Genomic DNA, 16,186 nt, shown 5'->3' on the forward strand with positions numbered 1-16,186 from the left:
CCACATGACGGACCCGTCCGATCGTTCACCCGCGAAAGCCCGCACCCTCATCTCTGTTGATGCGATGGGGGGCGACCAGGGGCCGGCAGCCGTTGTTGCCGGCATGGTCAAATCGGCCAAGATCAATCCCGACATTGCGTTCATCCTGCACGGCCCCCGGTCCGAGTTGGCGCCATTGGTCGAACGCCAGCCGACCCTTGCCGACCGCGTAACCATCCACGACGCCGAAGGGGTCGTGACGATGGACGACAAGCCCAGCCAGGTCGTGCGCCAGGGCAAGGGCACGTCGATGTATTCCGCGATCGAGGCCGTACGCTCCGGTGAGGCCAGCGTGGCCGTCTCCTGTGGCAATACCGGCGCGCTGATGGCGCTGAGCATGATCCGCCTGCGCAAGATGCCGGGCGTGAACCGGCCCGCGATTGCCGTCCTTTATCCGTCCTCCAATGCCCAGGGGTTCAACGTGCTGCTCGACGTGGGCGCCGACATCCGTGCCGATGCCGACGATCTGCTGCGCTTTGCGCTGATGGGCAAATCCTACGCCCGAAACGGGTTGGGGGTGGATCATCCCCGCATCGGCCTGCTGAACGTCGGCACCGAAGAACACAAGGGCCGCACCGAGCTGAAGGAAGCCCATGACCTGATTCGCGACCATGCCGCCGACGCGGGCTTTGACTTTGTCGGATTCGTCGAAGGGGGCGATATTTCCGGCGACCGCGCCGATGTGATTGTCACCGACGGATTCACCGGCAACATCGCGATCAAGACGGGCGAAGGCACGGCGAGCCTGATCGGCATCCGCCTGCGCGAGGCGTTCAAATACTCGATCCTGTCGCGGCTGGCCTCGGTGCTGGCCTATACCTCGCTGATGCGTCTGCGCCGCAAGATCGATCCGCGCCGTGTCAACGGTGGCGTGTTTCTGGGGCTCAACGGCACGGTGGTGAAATCGCACGGATCGGCGGATGCCACGGGGGTATCCGCCGCGATCAAACTGGCGGCACAACTGGCGGACAACGGGTTCAACGACAAGCTTGCCGCGCGGGTCGCCGCCACCCTGCCCGCCCAGCAGGAGAACGATACGTGACCCTGCGCGCCGCCGTCATCGGCGTAGGCCACTACCTCCCCAAACGGATCGTCGAGAACGCTGAATTCGAGGCGACGCTCGACACCACGGATGAATGGATCCGCTCCCGCTCTGGCATCGAGCGGCGGCATTTCGCGGGCGAGGATGAAACCACCTCGAGCATGGCCACCGCCGCCGCGCGCGCCGCACTCGACATGGCCGGCATGCAGGCGGATGATGTAGACGCCATTGTTCTGGCGACGTCTACCGCCGATCTGACATTCCCCTCCGCCGCCACGATGGTACAGGCGCAGTTGGGTATGAAATCGGGATTTGCCTTTGATATTCAAGCGGTTTGTGCCGGGTTCGTCTTTGCGCTGTCGAATGCCAATGCGCTGATTGCCTCCGGTCAGGCGCGCCGCGTGCTGGTCATCGGGGCCGAGACGTTCAGCCGGATCATGGACTGGACCGACCGTGGCACCTGTGTATTGTTCGGGGATGGCGCGGGTGCGCTGTTGCTTGAGGCGCGCGAGGGGAACGGCACGCCCGAGGATCGCGGCATCCTGGCGACCGATCTCAATTCCGACGGCACCCACCGCGATCTGCTCTACGTCGACGGCGGCGTATCGACGGGCACCACCGGCTATCTGCGCATGCAGGGCAATCAGGTCTTTCGCCACGCGGTCGAAAAGCTCGCAGCGACAGCGACCACCGCGATGGCGCGCGCAGGTGTCACCGGCGATCAGATCGATTGGGTTGTGCCGCATCAGGCCAACATCCGCATCATTCAGGGCACCGCCAAAAAGCTCGGCCTGCCGATGGAGCGGGTCGTCGTGACCGTGCAGGACCACGGCAACACCTCCGCCGCCTCGATCCCGTTGGCCCTGTCGGTGGGCCACGCACGCGGCCAGATCAAACAGGGTGATCTGATCGTCACCGAAGCGATCGGCGGGGGCCTGGCCTGGGGTGCGGTCGTCTTGCGGTGGTAGCGCGTTTGCTGCTACAGCCCGAGCGGTCTGTTCTAATTTATTGACTTGACCTGTCAACGGGTTCAAGATTCTGGAAACAACGGGGGATAATGATGGCTAACAAAACATTGACGCGAATGGATTTGAGCGAAGCGGTGTTTCGTGAAGTCGGTCTGTCCCGGAATGAGAGTGCGCAATTGGTCGAATCCGTTCTGGACGAGATGTCCGATGCGTTGGTGCGCGGTGAACAGGTCAAGATTTCGTCGTTCGGCACCTTTTCGGTGCGAGACAAATCGGCCCGCGTCGGCCGCAACCCAAAGACCGGCGAGGAAGTCCCGATCAACCCGCGCCGCGTGCTGACCTTCCGCCCCTCGCATCTGATGAAAGACCGTGTGGCCGACGGCAACAAGCGCTAGGCCATGCCCAAATCTCCCGACGCTTTCCGCACGATTTCCGAGGTCGCAGACTGGCTCGGCATCCAGGCGCATGTGCTGCGGTTCTGGGAAAGCAAATTCACCCAGGTAAAACCAATCAAGCGCGCAGGCGGACGGCGATATTACCGTCCCGCGGACATGCAGCTGTTGGGTGGGATCAAGAAACTGCTGCACGACGATGGGCTGACCATCAAGGGCGTGCAAAAGATTCTGCGGGAGCAGGGCATGGCGCATGTATCTGCGCTGTCGCCCGTTCTGGACGACACCGACGTGATTGACGCGGCCCCTGCCGCTCCGGCGCCGCAGCCAAAACCCGCGCCCGCTCCTGAGGGAAAGGTGCTTCCGTTCGAGCCGCCGCAGGAGGCCGATGCCGCGCCAGCGGAGCCCGCCGAGACCGGACAGGAGGATGTCGCCCCCGGCACCGCCGAAGAAGATATGTCGCCCCTGCCGGAGTTCCTCAGCACCGCAGCCACCGAGCCTGAGCCGGTTGCCGACGATCCGCCGGTTGAGGCCGCCACGCAGGACGCAGAAAGCGACGCGGAGGGGAGCGCCGATCTGCCAGCCCCGCCGCCAGAGACCGCTCAAGAGGCGGAAACAGAATCCCCCGCACCCGACGCGCCTGCACCCGAGACGCAAAGGATCGTGGACGAAGAAATCGCCGCCGCCGCGCAAGACACCCCTGGCGCTGCCAAGGACGGGACCGCCGGGGAGGATATGTCGCCCCTGCCCGATTTCCTCAGTACCCCCGCCCCCGACACGGATGGGCCCGTCACGGACAACACGCCAGCCGCAAATCCGCCAGCGGCGACAGAAGAAACGCGCGAAACACCGGCCGCGGACACTGCTGCGGATGTGACGGAACTGCCTGCGGCTGAACCATCGACCGACGCGGCAGAGGAGGCAGATCCACAAACGACAGACGCGGCTGCAGAAACGCCGCAGGAAGACGCCGACGAAGAGGTCAAGGCCGCGCCAGCCGCAGATACAGCCCCGCGACCGCGCGATATCGGAATGCCAGCCGTGCAGCTTGAACACGAGATTCACGCCGAAGCCTCCGCGCTTAGCCGGGCGACGCGCGTGCGCCGGATCGCCCCGCAGACCGCGCGCGAACTGGCGCCCCTTCTCGACCAACTCACCGCGTTGCGCGACCGCATGGCAGCGCGACGGGGCGGCGGTGCGGGGCGGTCGTAGCCTTCGTGGAAAGGCTTGCGATTTATCCTTGCACCCCGGATGAATTGCGATATTACAGCGCTCATGTCGGGCTATGGCGCAGCCTGGTAGCGCGTCCGTCTGGGGGACGGAAGGTCGCAGGTTCGAGTCCTGCTAGCCCGACCACGACATAGAATTGACGCTCGCATCCCCGACGGGTGCGGGCGTCTTTTGCATTAAAGGACGTCCCATGGCCGGTGTGATCCCAAACCAGCAGATCGATGCGATGATTGCCGATGGCGTGATCCACGCAAGCCCCGCCGTCGATCCCGCGCAGATCCAGCCCGCCAGCCTTGATCTACGGCTTGGCACAGTTGCCTACCGCGTACGTGCGTCCTTTCTGGCCGGGCGCGACCGGAGCGTGGCCGAGCGACTTGCCGATTTTGAAATGCACCAGATTGACCTGACCGCGGGCGCCGTTCTGGAAAAAGGCGCGGTGTATGTGGTGCCCCTGATGGAATCCCTCTCCCTTCCCGTTGGCACCGCCGCCAAGGCCAACGCGAAAAGCTCGACCGGCAGGCTGGATCTGTTGACGCGCCTCATCACCGACGGCGGCACCGAGTTTGACCGCATCGCCGACGGCTACACCGGCCCGCTCTACGCCGAGATTTGCCCGCGCTCGTTTTCGGTTCTGGTGCGTCCGGGCATGCGGCTGAACCAGATCCGATTTGCGCAAGGGGCCGCCGTGCTGAGCGATGATGACCTGCGCGCGCTGCACGCCACCACGCCGCTGGTCAACGGCCCTGCCGTGATTGACGAGGGGTTGGGGTTTTCCGTCGATCTGCGCCCCGCTGGCGGCACGCTCGTCGGCTACCGGGCCAAGCCGCACACCGGCGTGATCGACCTGGACCGCATCGGCCACTACCCCCCGCCGAGTATTGGGAGGAAGTGCACAGCGACAGCGGCCACATCATCCTCGACCCCGGTGCGTTCTATATTCTGGTGAGCCGCGAGGCGGTCACGATCCCGCCCGACACCGCCGCCGAGATGGCGCCGTTTCTGGCGGTCGTTGGCGAATTCCGCGTGCATTACGCGGGGTTTTTCGATCCCGGTTTTGGCCATGCAGCCGCCGGCGGTGCTGGATCGCGCGGCGTGCTTGAGGTGCGCTGCCACGAGGCGCCCTTTGTGCTGGAGCACGGGCAGATCGTGGGCCGATTGGTGTACGAACGCATGACGCAAGCGCCCTCGCAGCTATACGGGGCGGGCATTGCGTCGAATTATCAGGGTCAGGGGCTCAAGCTATCCAAGCATTTCGCGGAACGCTAGCCTTACATCCGGTTGGCGCGGCGCATTGCGCGGATAGCCTGCTTGCTTTGCTTTGCGCTTTGCTGCCCCTGCGCGGGTCCGTTGCTTTTGCGTCCCTTGGTGGCGCGGTTGATGCCCGCATCCACGCCCTTGCTGACGAGTTTGCGCATCACCTGGCGCATGATCATATTGATGATCTGATTCATTGCTGTGCTCCTGAAACTGGCTTGTTTCCAATATAGGGACGATTGTGGCGCTTTTGGGGTCAATCCTCAAAAAGTTCGCTCTGCCCTTCAGTCGCTTCCTCTTCGCCCTCGTCCGCATCGCCCACGGGCGCAAAGCTGGGCCGGTTTTCCAGCAAACCCGCCGCGCGCAGCTCTTTCAGCCCCGGCAGATCGCGCGCGCTTTCCAACCCGAAATGATCGAGGAACCCTTCGGTCACCACGAATGTCACCGGGCGGCCCGGCGTCATGCGGCGGCGGCCCAGCCGGATCCATTCCAGCTCCAACAGCTGATCGACCGTGCCGCGCGAGACCGACACGCCCCGGATCTCTTCGATCTCGGCACGGGTGACGGGCTGGTGGTAGGCGATGATGGCCAGCGTTTCGATCGCCGCGCGGCTCAGCTTGCGGGTCTCGACGGTTTCCTTCTGCATCAGGAAGCCCAGATCGGCAGCGGTGCGCATGGCATAGGCATCGCCGATCTTCATCACCTGCACGCCGCGCCCCTCGTAGCGGCGGCGCAGATGGGCCATCGCCTCGCCCGCATCGCAGCCGTGGGGCATACGCGCCTCCAACTCCTTGAGCGTGACGGGCTCTGCGCTGGCGAAAAGCACGGCTTCGATCATGCGCTCCTGTTCCGCCATCACGGGTGCCTCGAACAGGCTTTCTTCTGTGTCATCAACATCTTCAGTCACGGTCTTGATCCTTTTTGCGCAGCTGGATGGCGCCGAAAGTGTCCGACTGCCGGATCTCCAGATGCCCTTCCTTGACCAGCTCCAGAGAGGCCGCAAAGGTCGCGGCGGTGGCCGAGCGGCGCTTGACCGGGTCGCTCTCCCACCCCTCGGGCAGAAAGCTCATCAAATCGCCCCAATCGCCCGCAAAGCCGATAAGCCCGCGCATCCGCTCCAGCGCCTGCTCCATCGTAAACACCGCCTTGCGATCCATGGTGAAGGGGCGGAAATCGTCGCGGGTGCGGATGCGGGCGTAGCCCTGCATCAGATCCAGCAGCGTCGCGGTATAGGTGACCGAGCGCACCCGCTCGACGATCTGCGTCTGCCCGCGCGCAAAGAAATCGCGCCCCAGTTGATCCCGCGCCATCAGCCGGGCCGCCGCGTCGCGCATCGCGGCAAGACGTTCAAGCTGGAACGCCAGATGCGCGGCGAGTTCCTCACCAGACGGCCCCTCCTCCGCCGGATCCGGCGGCAGCAACAGGCGCGATTTGAGGAAGGCAAGCCACGCGGCCATGACCAGATAATCAGCCGCCAGTTCCAGCCGCAGCGCCTTGGCGCGCTCGACGAATGCGAGGTATTGCTCGGCCAGTTGCAGCACCGAGATCTGGCGCAGGTCAACCTTTTGTGTGCGCGACAGCGTCAGCAGCACGTCGAGCGGCCCCTCGTAGCCGTCGACATCGACGACAAGCGCTTCGGCGGCGAGCCTGTCGGCCACCGTTGTGCGGTCTTCCTCAAAGGTGTCGTCAGCCATACGCTGCCCCGCCCAAAAGCGCCTTAAGCTGGCTTTCGAGGGCGGGAATGTCAACATCATCGGGGGTTTCGCGGTATCCCAGCGCCCGCTCGGCGCGGGTCTGCGCGGCATCCGACATCTCTCCGGCGGCCTCGGCCACCTCTGCGCGCTCGGCCAGCGGGGCGTTGCAGTGCAGGATCACGTCGCACCCTGCGGCCAGCGCGCCGCGCGTGATATCGGTAAGCGTGCCGCTGAGCGCCTTCATGCTGACGTCATCGGTCATGATGAGATTGTCAAAACCGATCTCTTCGCGGATCACGCGCATAGCCTCGGGCGAGAGCGTCGCGGGGGCGTCGTCAATCGCCTCGTACACAACGTGTGCGGTCATCCCCATGGGCGTATCGCGCAGGGCGCTGAAGGGGGCAAAGTCGCTCTCCAGCTCGGCGCGGGTGGCGCTGACGTGGGGCAGCTCGAAATGGCTGTCCTGCGTGGCACGGCCATGGCCGGGAATATGTTTGATGACGGGCAGCACGCCACCGGCCAGCATCGCGTCATTGGCCGCCTGCCCCATCGCTGTGATCTGCGCGGGCGTGGTGCCATAGCAGCGATTGCGAAGGAAATCGTGGGTGTCCGCGACCGGCACATCGACCATCGGCGCGCAATTGCTGTCGATCCCGATTGCGCGCAACTCATGCGCGATCAGGCGAAAGCGCAGATACATCGCCTCTGCCGCGGCATCCCCTGCGGCGGTCACAAAATCCATCGGCGGCGTCCATTCGGACCATGTGGGCCCGCGCAGGCGCTGCACCCGTCCGCCCTCCTGATCAACGGTGATCGGGGCCTCGCGCCCCACGGCATCGCGGAAATCGTCACACAGCGCGCGCACCTGATCGGGCGTGTCGATGTTGCGCGCGAACACGATGAAGCCAAAAGGGTTCACATCGCGGAAAAACGCGCGTTCCTCCCGGCTTAGACGGTGCCCGTCCGCGTCGAGGATGGTGGCGCCGAACCGGCTCACCGGGTGACGACCGGGATGCAGTCGACGCTTTCGGCGACCAGGGCCGAGCAAAAGCGCCGCGCGTCCGCGATATCGGCAAAACCGTGCGCGCGCAGGCGGTAGAAGGTGCGCCCGCCGGATTTTGCTTGCTGCACGATGCGGGATTTGCCGTCGATGAAGGGCGCGAACTGGCCCGCCAGCTTGTCCCACTGGGCGCGGGCGATCTCGGGGCTGTCAAAGGCGCCAAGCTGCACCAGACGTGTCCCTGCGGGCAGGCTGGCGATATCGATCTCACCAGTCGTCGTCGCAGCACGCGCCGCTGGGCTGGCGGCGGCGGGAACGGCGGCGCGCGCCGGGCGCACCATGGGCCGCAACGACGCGCGCAGGCCCTCGCCCGACAGCGCGGAGCCCGACAGGGACGCCAGCACCGGCGCCGCATCATCGGCGGCCTCAAGCTGCTGCAAAGGGTCCACCCCATCGGTCAGCTGGGCGACCAGATCCTCGACGGACCCGTCCCTCAGTGCTGCGGCCACGTCGACATCAATGGTCGCTACAGCCGCTTCGGGCTGTGGCACAGGAGCTGCTTCGGGCGCAGCGGAGGTTTCGGCAATCTGCGGCATGGGCTGGTCTTCGTCGGCAAGATCCACCGGGCCGGGTGCGAGGCGCAGCTGGTCGGGCGTGGCTGACGCCTCTCCGATCGCGGCGACGGTATTGACCGACAGCCCCTGATGGCGTGCCAGTTGCCCGCCCGGATCTTCGGGGCGCACGCGCATCTCTCCTGCGGCGGCGCGCACCACGGGGATGCCGCTGACGTCGCGCACCAAAAGCTTGTACCCCCAGACACTCACGCCGACGACCAGCGCCAGCGACACGGCCGCCCCCGCAAAGGTGGTCAGCTTGCCAATCGTGTTCGTCGGGGAAACGGCGTATTGCGCGTGCGCGGACGCACCCGTGCCGGGATCATAGGAATGTTCTGCCATCGTTGCCTCGCCGCCCGCCTGTCACCCCTGCGACGGGGCCGACGGATCATTTGGGTTGCCTGTGCACCCCCGAAGCGCCGCGTGCGTTATCGCATCTCGTCCGCGGGGGTGACGCCAAGGATACCCAAGCCGGCCGCAATCACAAGGGCCGTGGCGCGGGCAAGCGCAATTTTGGATTGCGATGTTGCAGGATCGTCCTCCTGAATGAACCGCAGCTGCGTCTCTTCGTTGCCGCGATTCCACAGACCGTGCAAATCCCCTGCCAATTCATACAGATAGAAGGCGACGCGGTGCGGCTCATTGGTGCGGGCGGCGGTTTCCACCAGACGGGGCCATTCGGCGATCTTGCGCAACAATCCCTGCTCTGCGGCATGGTCCAGCTTGCCCAGATCGGCGGATTTCAGCGCCGCGTCATCCACGGCGATCCCGGCCTCCGCCGCCCGGCGCAGGACCGACGCCACCCGTGCGTGAGCGTATTGCACGTAGAACACCGGGTTCTCGCGCGACTGCTCCATCACCTTGTCGAAATCGAAATCCAGCGGCGCGTCGTTCTTGCGGGTCAGCATCACGAAACGGGTCACATCACTGCCCACCTCGTCGATGAGATCGCGCAGGGTGACGAAATTACCCGCGCGCTTGGACATCTTGAACTCTTCGCCGTTCTTGAACAGCTTGACCAGCTGCGTCAGCTTGATGTCGAGCGGCACACGCCCCCCGACAGCGCTTTCACCGCCGCCTTCATCCGTTTGACATAGCCACCGTGATCGGCGCCAAAGACGTTGATCAGCGCGTCAAACCCACGCTCGATCTTGTCGTTGTGATAGGCGATGTCGGGCGCAAAATAGGTCCAGGAGCCATCGTTCTTCTTGATCGGGCGGTCCTGATCGTCGCCGAAATCGGTGGATCTGAACAGCGTCTGCTCGCGCGCCTCGTAATCATCGGGCAGCTTGCCCTTGGGCGGCTCAAGCGTGCCGGTATAGATCAACCCCATCTGATCCAGCTTGTCGAGGCAAGCCTCGATCTTGCCGGTGTTGTAGAGCGATTTTTCGGAAAAGAACTTATCCATCCGCACGCCCAACAGTGCGAGATCCTCGCGGATCAGCGCCATCATCTCGTCGGTGGCGAAATTGCGGATCGGCACCAGCCAGACATCCTCGGGCTGGTCGAGGTATTCGGTGCCGACCTGCTCTTTCAGCTTTTGACCGGCGGGGATCAGGTAATCGCCGGGGTACGTTCCGTCGGGAAAGGCGACCTCCTGCCCGTGCGCTTCGAGATAGCGCAGATAGACCGAGCGGGCGAGCGCGTCGATCTGGCCGCCGCCGTCATTGATGACATATTCGCGCGTGACGTGATGCCCCGCGAACGCCAAAAGCGAGGCCAGCGCGTCGCCAAAGACCGCGCCACGCGTGTGGCCCACGTGCAAGGGCCCGGTCGGGTTGGCCGAGACATATTCGACGTTCACCCGGCTGCCCGCGCCCATGGTGCTGCGCCCGAAATCGGTGCCCGCCGCCAGCACGGCGCCCGCCACATCCTGCCAGACAGATGGCGCAAGCCGCAGGTTCAAAAACCCCGGCCCGGCCACATCGGCGGTGGTGATACGGTCATCGTCCAGCAGAAGGGCGGCGAGTTTATCCGCGATGTCGCGCGATTTTAGCCCGGCCGCCTTGGCCAGTACCATCGCGGCGTTGGTCGCCATGTCGCCGTGGGCCGCATCGCGCGGTGGCTCGACCGTGACGTTGTCATAAACCAGCCCTGCGGGCAGGTCGCCCGCGGCGTGCATCGCTTCGAGCGAGGCTAGGACAAGGGTACGGATATCGGCGAAAAGGTTCATGGCGGCGGCTCTTTGGCTAACGTGAGGCCCCCGTGTACCACGCGCGCCGCGCGCGTCAATCTAGAGACGCAGCTCCGCCCCGGTCAGGGGCCCGACGCTGCCCATCATCAGCCCCATCACCGCCGCGCGCGCCGGGGTGATTGCGTCCTCGCGTACGGTGACGAGGTTCAGGCTCAGCCCATCGCGGTGCAGCGTGGCGGCAAAGGCATCCTGGGCCGCGCGCAAGGCCGGCACCATCGCGCCCGCGCCCACGTCAAGCGCCTGTTCGGGGCGGCTGGCCACGGTGATGATCTGCCCTTCGCGCGCGGTCAGCGCAGGCATGAACCCCTGCACGATACCCTGCAGGACGGCGATGTTCTGGTCGATCTGGCGCGGCGCGCGCAGCGGCATAAGGTTGAGGACCGCATCCAGCCGCGCCTCCCCCCACTTGCGGCCCACTCGGCGCAGCGCGTCTTCGGGCGCACCGTTGAGCGCGAGCGGGATCGCACGGTCGACCCGATCGAGGGCTGCGGCATCCGTATCCGCTGCGATCACCTTCGCGCCCGAGCCCGCAAAGGCGCGCGCCATCGCACGCCCGAAACCATCCGACGCCCCCAGGATCAGTATCCGCTGGCCGTGAAGCGCGCCCCGGCCGCGCGTCGATTTACGTGTCTGTGTATCTAGCATCGCTTTGTCTCCCTGCCGCGCGGGGCGTGCCGCCGATCAATCGCGCGTGCTCCTGCAGCGCAAAGCGGTCGGTCATCCCGGCGATGTAATCGCTGACCATTCTTGCCAGCATTGTACGGTCTGCCCCCGCCGCCGCAACCTGCGCGGCCCAGTGTTTCGGCAACAATCCCGGCTGATCGAGAAACAATGGAAACAGCTCTTCAACCACGCGGGTCACCTCGGCGCGGATTTTCATCACCGACGGCGCGCGGTACATGCGGGTGAACAGGAAATCGCGGATCTGGCGCAGATCCGACCAAAGCGGATCGGAAAACCGGATGACGGGTCGGCCCAGATCGCGGATGTCCTGCGCGCTGCGCGCGCCTGAGGCGTCGAGTGCGGCGGCAGAGGTTTCGATCACATCGGCCACCATCACGCCAAACACCCGGCGCAGCGCCTCATGGCGGCGGCGGTAGCCGTTGATCTCGGGATAGGCGGCATCGACCTGCGCGTAGGCCGCGCCGATGATCGGCAGTTCGGCAATCTGCGCATCCGTGAACAGCCCCGCACGCAGACCGTCGTGCAGATCGTGGTTGTTGTAGGCGATATCGTCCGACAGGGCCGCGACCTGCGCCTCGGCGCTGGCGTGGGTGTGTAGTTCCAGATCGTGGCGCGCGTTGTAGCCCGCTAACGCATGCGGCAGCGGATCATTGGCCGGATCATCGCCCGCGGCAGGCGCCACCGGACCGTTATGCTTGGCAATCCCCTCCAGCGTTTCCCACGTCAGGTTGAGCCCGTCGAAAGCGGCGTAGTGCCGTTCAAGATCGGTGACGATCTTGATGGCCTGTGCGTTATGGTCGAACCCGCCGTAGGGCGCCATGAGGGCGGCCAGCGCGTCCTCGCCGGTGTGTCCGAACGGCGGATGGCCCAGGTCGTGGGCCAGCGCAATCGCCTCCGTCAGCTCTCCGTTCAGACGCAGCGCGCCCGCGATGGTGCGCGCCACCTGCGCCACCTCGATCGAATGGGTCAGTCGCGTGCGGTAATAATCACCCTCATGCTCCACAAACACCTGGGTCTTGTGCTTGAGCCTGCGAAAGGCGCTGGCGTGGATGATGCGGTCGCGGTCACGCTGGAAACAGGTGCGAAAACTGCTCTCGTCCTCGGGCACGAGACGGCCCCGGGTGAGCGTCGGATCAGAGGCATAGGATGCGCGCATGTGGTGTCCCAATTCGGCGGGGTTCTTGTTGCCCGCTCTGCGCCCCTCTATATTGCAGGGATACCGTAATGAAAACCGACACCCGTCCGGAGGTCCGCTCATGAACATGCCGCCCAAAGTCACCGACCGCGCCTTTGCCCGCCTCGCAGAGATCGGCGCGGATGCCGAGGGCAAGGCCCTGCGCGTGGCCGTCGAAGGCGGTGGGTGTTCGGGGTTTCAGTACGAAATCGCGCTGGACGCCGCGAAGGACGATGATCTGGTGCTCGAGGGCGCGGGCCAACGGGTTGTTGTCGATGCGGTGTCGCTGCCGTTTCTGGCCAACGCCACGATTGATTTCACCGAAGAGCTGATTGGCGCGCGTTTTGTGATCGACAATCCCAATGCCACCTCGTCCTGCGGCTGCGGGACGTCCTTTTCGATGTAGATCCCGAACGCACCCCCGCCCCGGCTGTCGCGGTCTTGGGGGGACGACCCCACACCACGGATGTGGCCCGGTCGCTGGCGGGCCGCCACGTGAGCGCCCGTGGCGTGGGGGTTCTTCTCGACTTCGGCGCCCGGCGTCGGCTACGGATTTAAGGGCAAAAGCTGTCGGGGTCGTGTCGTGCGATGCGCCCTGCCCCTAATCGACGGCAAGGCAGATGTCCCAGGTACTGACCCGCGCCGCGCGTTTGTGATTGCCTGGCTGGGCAACCGCGCGCCATCGGAACAGGTAGCTTTAGGCTAGCAGAATACGGCCCAAGCGGGAAGTCTTTTTCCGCGCACCCGGTATGGGCGAGCCGCGACCGGGCTTGTCCCGCCCGCGGTCATCGGCGATAGAGAGAAGGATCCAAGGAGTGCGCCCATGAAAATCGCCACCTTCAACATCAACGGCATCAAGGCGCGTATCAACGCCCTGCCCGCCTGGCTCGATGAGGCGGCGCCGGACGTGGTGCTGATGCAGGAGATCAAATCCGTCGACGAGGCGTTCCCCCGCGAGATTTTTGAAGAGCGTGGCTATAACGTCGAGGTACACGGGCAGAAATCCTTTAACGGGGTCGGCATCCTGTCCAAATACCCGCTTGAGGACGTGCAGCGAGGCCTGCCAGGCGACAAAGCGGACGATCAGGCCCGCTATATCGAGGCAACGGTGGTTGGCGCACGCGATGCCGTGCGGCTGTGCGGGCTGTATCTGCCCAATGGCAATCCCGCACCGGGGCAGAAATACGACTACAAGCTGGCCTGGATGAAGCGCCTGCGCGCCCGCGCGCAGGCCTTGCTGGCCGAAGAGACGCCGTTTCTGATGGCCGGGGATTACAACATCATTCCACAACCCGAAGACGCTGCCCGCCCGCAGGCATGGGCCGAGGACGCGCTCTTTCGGCCCGAATCGCGTGCGGCGTGGCGTGAGCTGCTGGCGCTGGGTCTGACAGAGGCGTTTCGCGCACGCGTTCAGGCGCCGGGGCATTATTCGTTCTGGGATTATCAGGCCGGCGCGTGGAACCGCAACGATGGTATTCGCATCGATCACTTCCTGCTGTGCCCCTATACCGCCGACCGTCTGCGCGACTGCCAGATCGACAAGGAAATCCGCGGCCACGAGAAGCCGTCGGATCACGTGCCGGTCTGGGTGGAGCTGGACCTTTAGTCCAAGGGCCATGCCGGGGTCTCACACAATGTGACAGACCGACAGATCAGTCACAAAAGCGTCTGGCCGGGAACGGTACGGGCCTTTGCGTCGTTCCCTTTGCGACGCACCGAACGGGTGCCTGAATAAAAGGAACGACACAATGAAACGTACAGTATTTGCCACCGCCGCTCTGACACTTGCTCTGGGCGCGACCGCCGCCACATCTGCCACGATGGTCAAGGAAATTGACGTGGATACCGAACTTTCGGCCATCCAGAACGAACGCGCCGTCGAGGTGTTGACGACACTGGACGCCGACCTTGAGAAAGCCATCGCATCACGGCTCGTGGACCGTCTGGACGATCGCGGCGCGCGCGTGCTTATCGACATCGACGAAGTCTCGCTCGCCAACAGTTTCGAGCAGGCGGTGGGGTCGGAAGATGCCGTGCTGGTGGGCGATGTGAGCCTGCGTATCCCGGGCATCGCCAACAACCAGAATTACACGCTGACCGTCTCTTCCAGCCAGGCGCAGGCCTATTTCCCCGACGGGACACAGCTGGCCGATTTCACCCTGTCGAGCGATGTCTACTACACTGCGATGATCGACGCCTTTGCCGATAACGTGGTGCGCAACCTCGATAAATAAGGACGGCTTGGGGGGCGCGGGAAGGATCCGCGCCCCCTCCGCCCGGCGCAATCACGCCCGACTGCGCCGGGCAGGCAACACTTCCAACACCCCCGCAAGCAAGACAAGCGCCCCGCCTGCTATCTCGATGGGATGCAGATGCTCCCCGGCGAGCACGGCAGCGGAGAGGGCCGCGATCAGGACTTCGCTCATCAACAAGATGCCCGTGCGCGCGGGATCAAGGCGCGCGGTGGCCCACATCAGCGCGGCGATAGAGATCCCCCACCACAACACACCTGCCCCCCCGCAATCAGCGCGGCACGCAGACCCACCGGCGGCAGCGGCGCCAGAACCGGCGCGAGGATCAGCGCCATCACCGCGGCCCCCACCACAAACACAAACGCCGAGGGCAGTGGCGCGAGCGTATTGCGCAGCCGGATGCCCGTCGAGCCGATGGCCCAGAGGATACCGGAAGCCAGCCCCATCCACTCCCCCAGCGCGCGCGGGATCGGCCAGTCGCCCTTTGCGGCGAGCATCAGGGCAAGACCGGCGAGCCCCGCCGCAATCGCAGCGATGCGCAGGGCCGTGGCGCGCTGGCCAAGGACCAGCCGCGCAATCAGCGTGCTCCAGACCGGGGTCAGAAAGAACAACAGCGTCACGATGGCGACACGGCCGTAGATGAAACTGATCGAATAGAGCGCAAACCCCGCGCCCCCGGCAAAAAGCGCCGCAAGGGCCAGCCGGTCGGCACGGGCCAGGCTCCGCCGCGCGCGCCAGGCCACGGGTGACAGAAACAGCGTTCCGGCCAGGGCAATCGCAACCGTACCCCACGCGCCCTGCGCACCGGCGCCGTCAAGGGCGCGCACCGGGATCCAGTAGAGGCCCCAGAAGATCCCCGTCACGATGACGATCAGGGTTGCGCGGGCGGCTTCACTCACGCTTCGAGCTCGGCGTCCCAGTAGAGGAAGTCCATCCAGCTGTCGTGCATGTAGTTGGGGGGAAACTTGCGGCCCAGATTGCGCAGCTCTTCGGCCTGCGGCTGGCGCGGCGCGCGGCGCAGCGAGAACCCGACCTGTTTGAGCGAGCGTGACCCCTTGCGCAGGTTGCAGGGGCTACAGGCGGCCACGACGTTTTGCCAACTGGTGATGCCACCGCTGGCGCGCGGGACCACATGATCGAACGTCAGATCACCGCGCGCGCCACAGTACTGACACGCGAATTGGTCGCGCAGAAATAAATTAAAGCGCGTGAAGGCCACGCGCTTTTGGGGTTTGACGTAATCCTTGAGCACCACCACCGACGGTATGCGCAGCGTGGTGGTCGGACTGTGCACACAGTCTTCGTATTCGGCGACGATATCGACCCTGTCGAGGTATTTCGCCTTCACCGCTTCCTGCCAGGTCCATAGCGACAGTGGGTAATAGCTGAGGGGGCGATAGTCCGCATTCAGCACCAGCGCCGGACGGTGCTTCAGCCCGGCGGGCTGTCTGGTGAATTCGGTCCTGAAATCTCCGTCCATGCGGTGTCATCCCCTCACAACCATGGTCTGACTATATCTCGCGGTTTGAAGCTGGCAAGCCTTGCGTTGCCACAAGATGTCGCAGGTAAATGTTACAGGGATTTGACGATGCGCCCCACCGCAGAGGGCGCATGTGGAGCAGCCGCCGTGCAATAGGTATTTTGAAAAG

17 protein-coding genes, 1 tRNA gene and 2 pseudogenes are annotated in these 16,186 nt (G+C 64.8%); 9 read left to right on the forward strand and 11 right to left on the reverse strand.

Going from position 1 to position 16,186, the window contains the following annotated elements; genetic code table 11:
- The first annotated feature begins 4 nt into the window (after positions 1-4).
- The 6 genes and pseudogenes from plsX (at position 5) to KDD17_RS07655 (ending at position 4,937) form a co-directional block, all read left to right on the forward strand.
- Entirely contained in the window at positions 5-1,081 is a 1,077-nt protein-coding gene (gene plsX, locus KDD17_RS07630; RefSeq protein WP_212705993.1) for a phosphate acyltransferase PlsX, read from the forward strand.
- Positions 1,078-2,049, forward strand: a complete 972-nt coding sequence (locus KDD17_RS07635; RefSeq protein WP_212705994.1) for a beta-ketoacyl-ACP synthase III — start codon at positions 1,078-1,080, stop codon at positions 2,047-2,049. The genes plsX and KDD17_RS07635 overlap by 4 nt, the downstream gene beginning before the upstream one ends.
- 92 nt (positions 2,050-2,141) lie before the next feature.
- Positions 2,142-2,444 carry an integration host factor subunit alpha gene (gene ihfA / locus KDD17_RS07640; RefSeq protein WP_212705995.1) on the forward strand — a complete coding sequence of 101 codons (303 nt, stop codon included), beginning with the start codon at positions 2,142-2,144 and terminating at the stop codon, positions 2,442-2,444.
- A 3-nt stretch (positions 2,445-2,447) separates the two neighbouring features.
- Positions 2,448-3,653, forward strand: a complete 1,206-nt coding sequence (locus tag KDD17_RS18795) for a MerR family transcriptional regulator (protein WP_254796925.1) — start codon at positions 2,448-2,450, stop codon at positions 3,651-3,653.
- Between the two features lie 67 nt (positions 3,654-3,720).
- A tRNA-Pro gene (locus KDD17_RS07650) sits at positions 3,721-3,797 on the forward strand.
- A 64-nt stretch (positions 3,798-3,861) separates the two neighbouring features.
- Positions 3,862-4,937: pseudogene (locus KDD17_RS07655) on the forward strand (2'-deoxycytidine 5'-triphosphate deaminase).
- 2 nt (positions 4,938-4,939) lie between these two features.
- Here KDD17_RS07655 and KDD17_RS07660 read toward each other — a convergent pair.
- From KDD17_RS07660 to KDD17_RS07695, 8 genes and pseudogenes are all read right to left on the reverse strand, one after another.
- The gene (locus tag KDD17_RS07660) at positions 4,940-5,122 is read right to left on the reverse strand and encodes a hypothetical protein (protein WP_212705996.1); all 183 of its coding nucleotides are present in this window, start codon (positions 5,120-5,122) and stop codon (positions 4,940-4,942) included.
- Positions 5,123-5,181: 59 nt separating this feature from the next.
- Entirely contained in the window at positions 5,182-5,781 is a 600-nt protein-coding gene (gene scpB / locus KDD17_RS07665) for an SMC-Scp complex subunit ScpB (RefSeq protein WP_212706180.1), read from the reverse strand.
- Positions 5,782-5,824: 43 nt separating this feature from the next.
- Complete coding sequence (locus KDD17_RS07670; protein ID WP_212705997.1) at positions 5,825-6,619, reverse strand: segregation and condensation protein A; 795 nt, start codon at positions 6,617-6,619, stop codon at positions 5,825-5,827.
- Positions 6,612-7,616 carry a beta-N-acetylhexosaminidase gene (gene nagZ / locus KDD17_RS07675; RefSeq protein WP_212705998.1) on the reverse strand — a complete coding sequence of 335 codons (1,005 nt, stop codon included), beginning with the start codon at positions 7,614-7,616 and terminating at the stop codon, positions 6,612-6,614. The genes KDD17_RS07670 and nagZ overlap by 8 nt, the downstream gene beginning before the upstream one ends.
- Positions 7,613-8,575 (reverse strand): SPOR domain-containing protein, encoded by a 963-nt coding sequence (locus KDD17_RS07680; protein ID WP_212705999.1) that lies wholly within the window; start codon positions 8,573-8,575, stop codon positions 7,613-7,615. The genes nagZ and KDD17_RS07680 overlap by 4 nt, the downstream gene beginning before the upstream one ends.
- Before the next feature lie 86 nt (positions 8,576-8,661).
- Positions 8,662-10,406: pseudogene (gene argS, locus KDD17_RS07685) on the reverse strand (arginine--tRNA ligase).
- Positions 10,407-10,466: 60 nt separating this feature from the next.
- Positions 10,467-11,072, reverse strand: coding sequence for an SDR family NAD(P)-dependent oxidoreductase (locus tag KDD17_RS07690; RefSeq protein ID WP_212706000.1), 606 nt, complete (start codon positions 11,070-11,072; stop codon positions 10,467-10,469).
- Positions 11,050-12,267 (reverse strand): deoxyguanosinetriphosphate triphosphohydrolase, encoded by a 1,218-nt coding sequence (locus KDD17_RS07695; RefSeq protein WP_254796927.1) that lies wholly within the window; start codon positions 12,265-12,267, stop codon positions 11,050-11,052. Before KDD17_RS07695 ends, KDD17_RS07690 begins: the two co-directional genes overlap by 23 nt.
- 100 nt (positions 12,268-12,367) lie before the next feature.
- On the opposite strand from KDD17_RS07695, the gene KDD17_RS07700 reads away from it, so the two are divergent.
- The 3 genes from KDD17_RS07700 to KDD17_RS07710 all read left to right on the forward strand — a co-directional run bounded on the left by KDD17_RS07700 (position 12,368) and on the right by KDD17_RS07710 (position 14,519).
- The gene (locus KDD17_RS07700; protein ID WP_212706002.1) at positions 12,368-12,691 is read left to right on the forward strand and encodes a HesB/IscA family protein; all 324 of its coding nucleotides are present in this window, start codon (positions 12,368-12,370) and stop codon (positions 12,689-12,691) included.
- Positions 12,692-13,108: 417 nt separating this feature from the next.
- Positions 13,109-13,891 (forward strand): exodeoxyribonuclease III, encoded by a 783-nt coding sequence (xth, locus tag KDD17_RS07705; protein WP_212706003.1) that lies wholly within the window; start codon positions 13,109-13,111, stop codon positions 13,889-13,891.
- 142 nt (positions 13,892-14,033) lie between these two features.
- Positions 14,034-14,519 (forward strand): hypothetical protein, encoded by a 486-nt coding sequence (locus KDD17_RS07710; RefSeq protein WP_212706004.1) that lies wholly within the window; start codon positions 14,034-14,036, stop codon positions 14,517-14,519.
- A gap of 51 nt (positions 14,520-14,570) precedes the next feature.
- Here KDD17_RS07710 and KDD17_RS18800 read toward each other — a convergent pair whose 3' ends face one another.
- Genes KDD17_RS18800 through KDD17_RS07720 form a run of 3 tightly spaced genes read right to left on the reverse strand, consistent with a single transcriptional unit; the run spans position 14,571 to position 16,017 of the window.
- Entirely contained in the window at positions 14,571-14,759 is a 189-nt protein-coding gene (locus KDD17_RS18800; RefSeq protein ID WP_254796928.1) for a DMT family transporter, read from the reverse strand.
- Positions 14,759-15,436 (reverse strand): DMT family transporter, encoded by a 678-nt coding sequence (locus KDD17_RS07715; RefSeq protein WP_254796929.1) that lies wholly within the window; start codon positions 15,434-15,436, stop codon positions 14,759-14,761. The genes KDD17_RS18800 and KDD17_RS07715 overlap by 1 nt, the downstream gene beginning before the upstream one ends.
- The gene (locus KDD17_RS07720) at positions 15,433-16,017 is read right to left on the reverse strand and encodes an HNH endonuclease (protein ID WP_212706005.1); all 585 of its coding nucleotides are present in this window, start codon (positions 16,015-16,017) and stop codon (positions 15,433-15,435) included. The genes KDD17_RS07715 and KDD17_RS07720 overlap by 4 nt, the downstream gene beginning before the upstream one ends.
- Positions 16,018-16,186 lie beyond the last annotated feature (169 nt).

This window comes from Sulfitobacter albidus, from assembly GCF_018200035.1.
GTDB lineage: Bacteria > Pseudomonadota > Alphaproteobacteria > Rhodobacterales > Rhodobacteraceae > Sulfitobacter > Sulfitobacter albidus.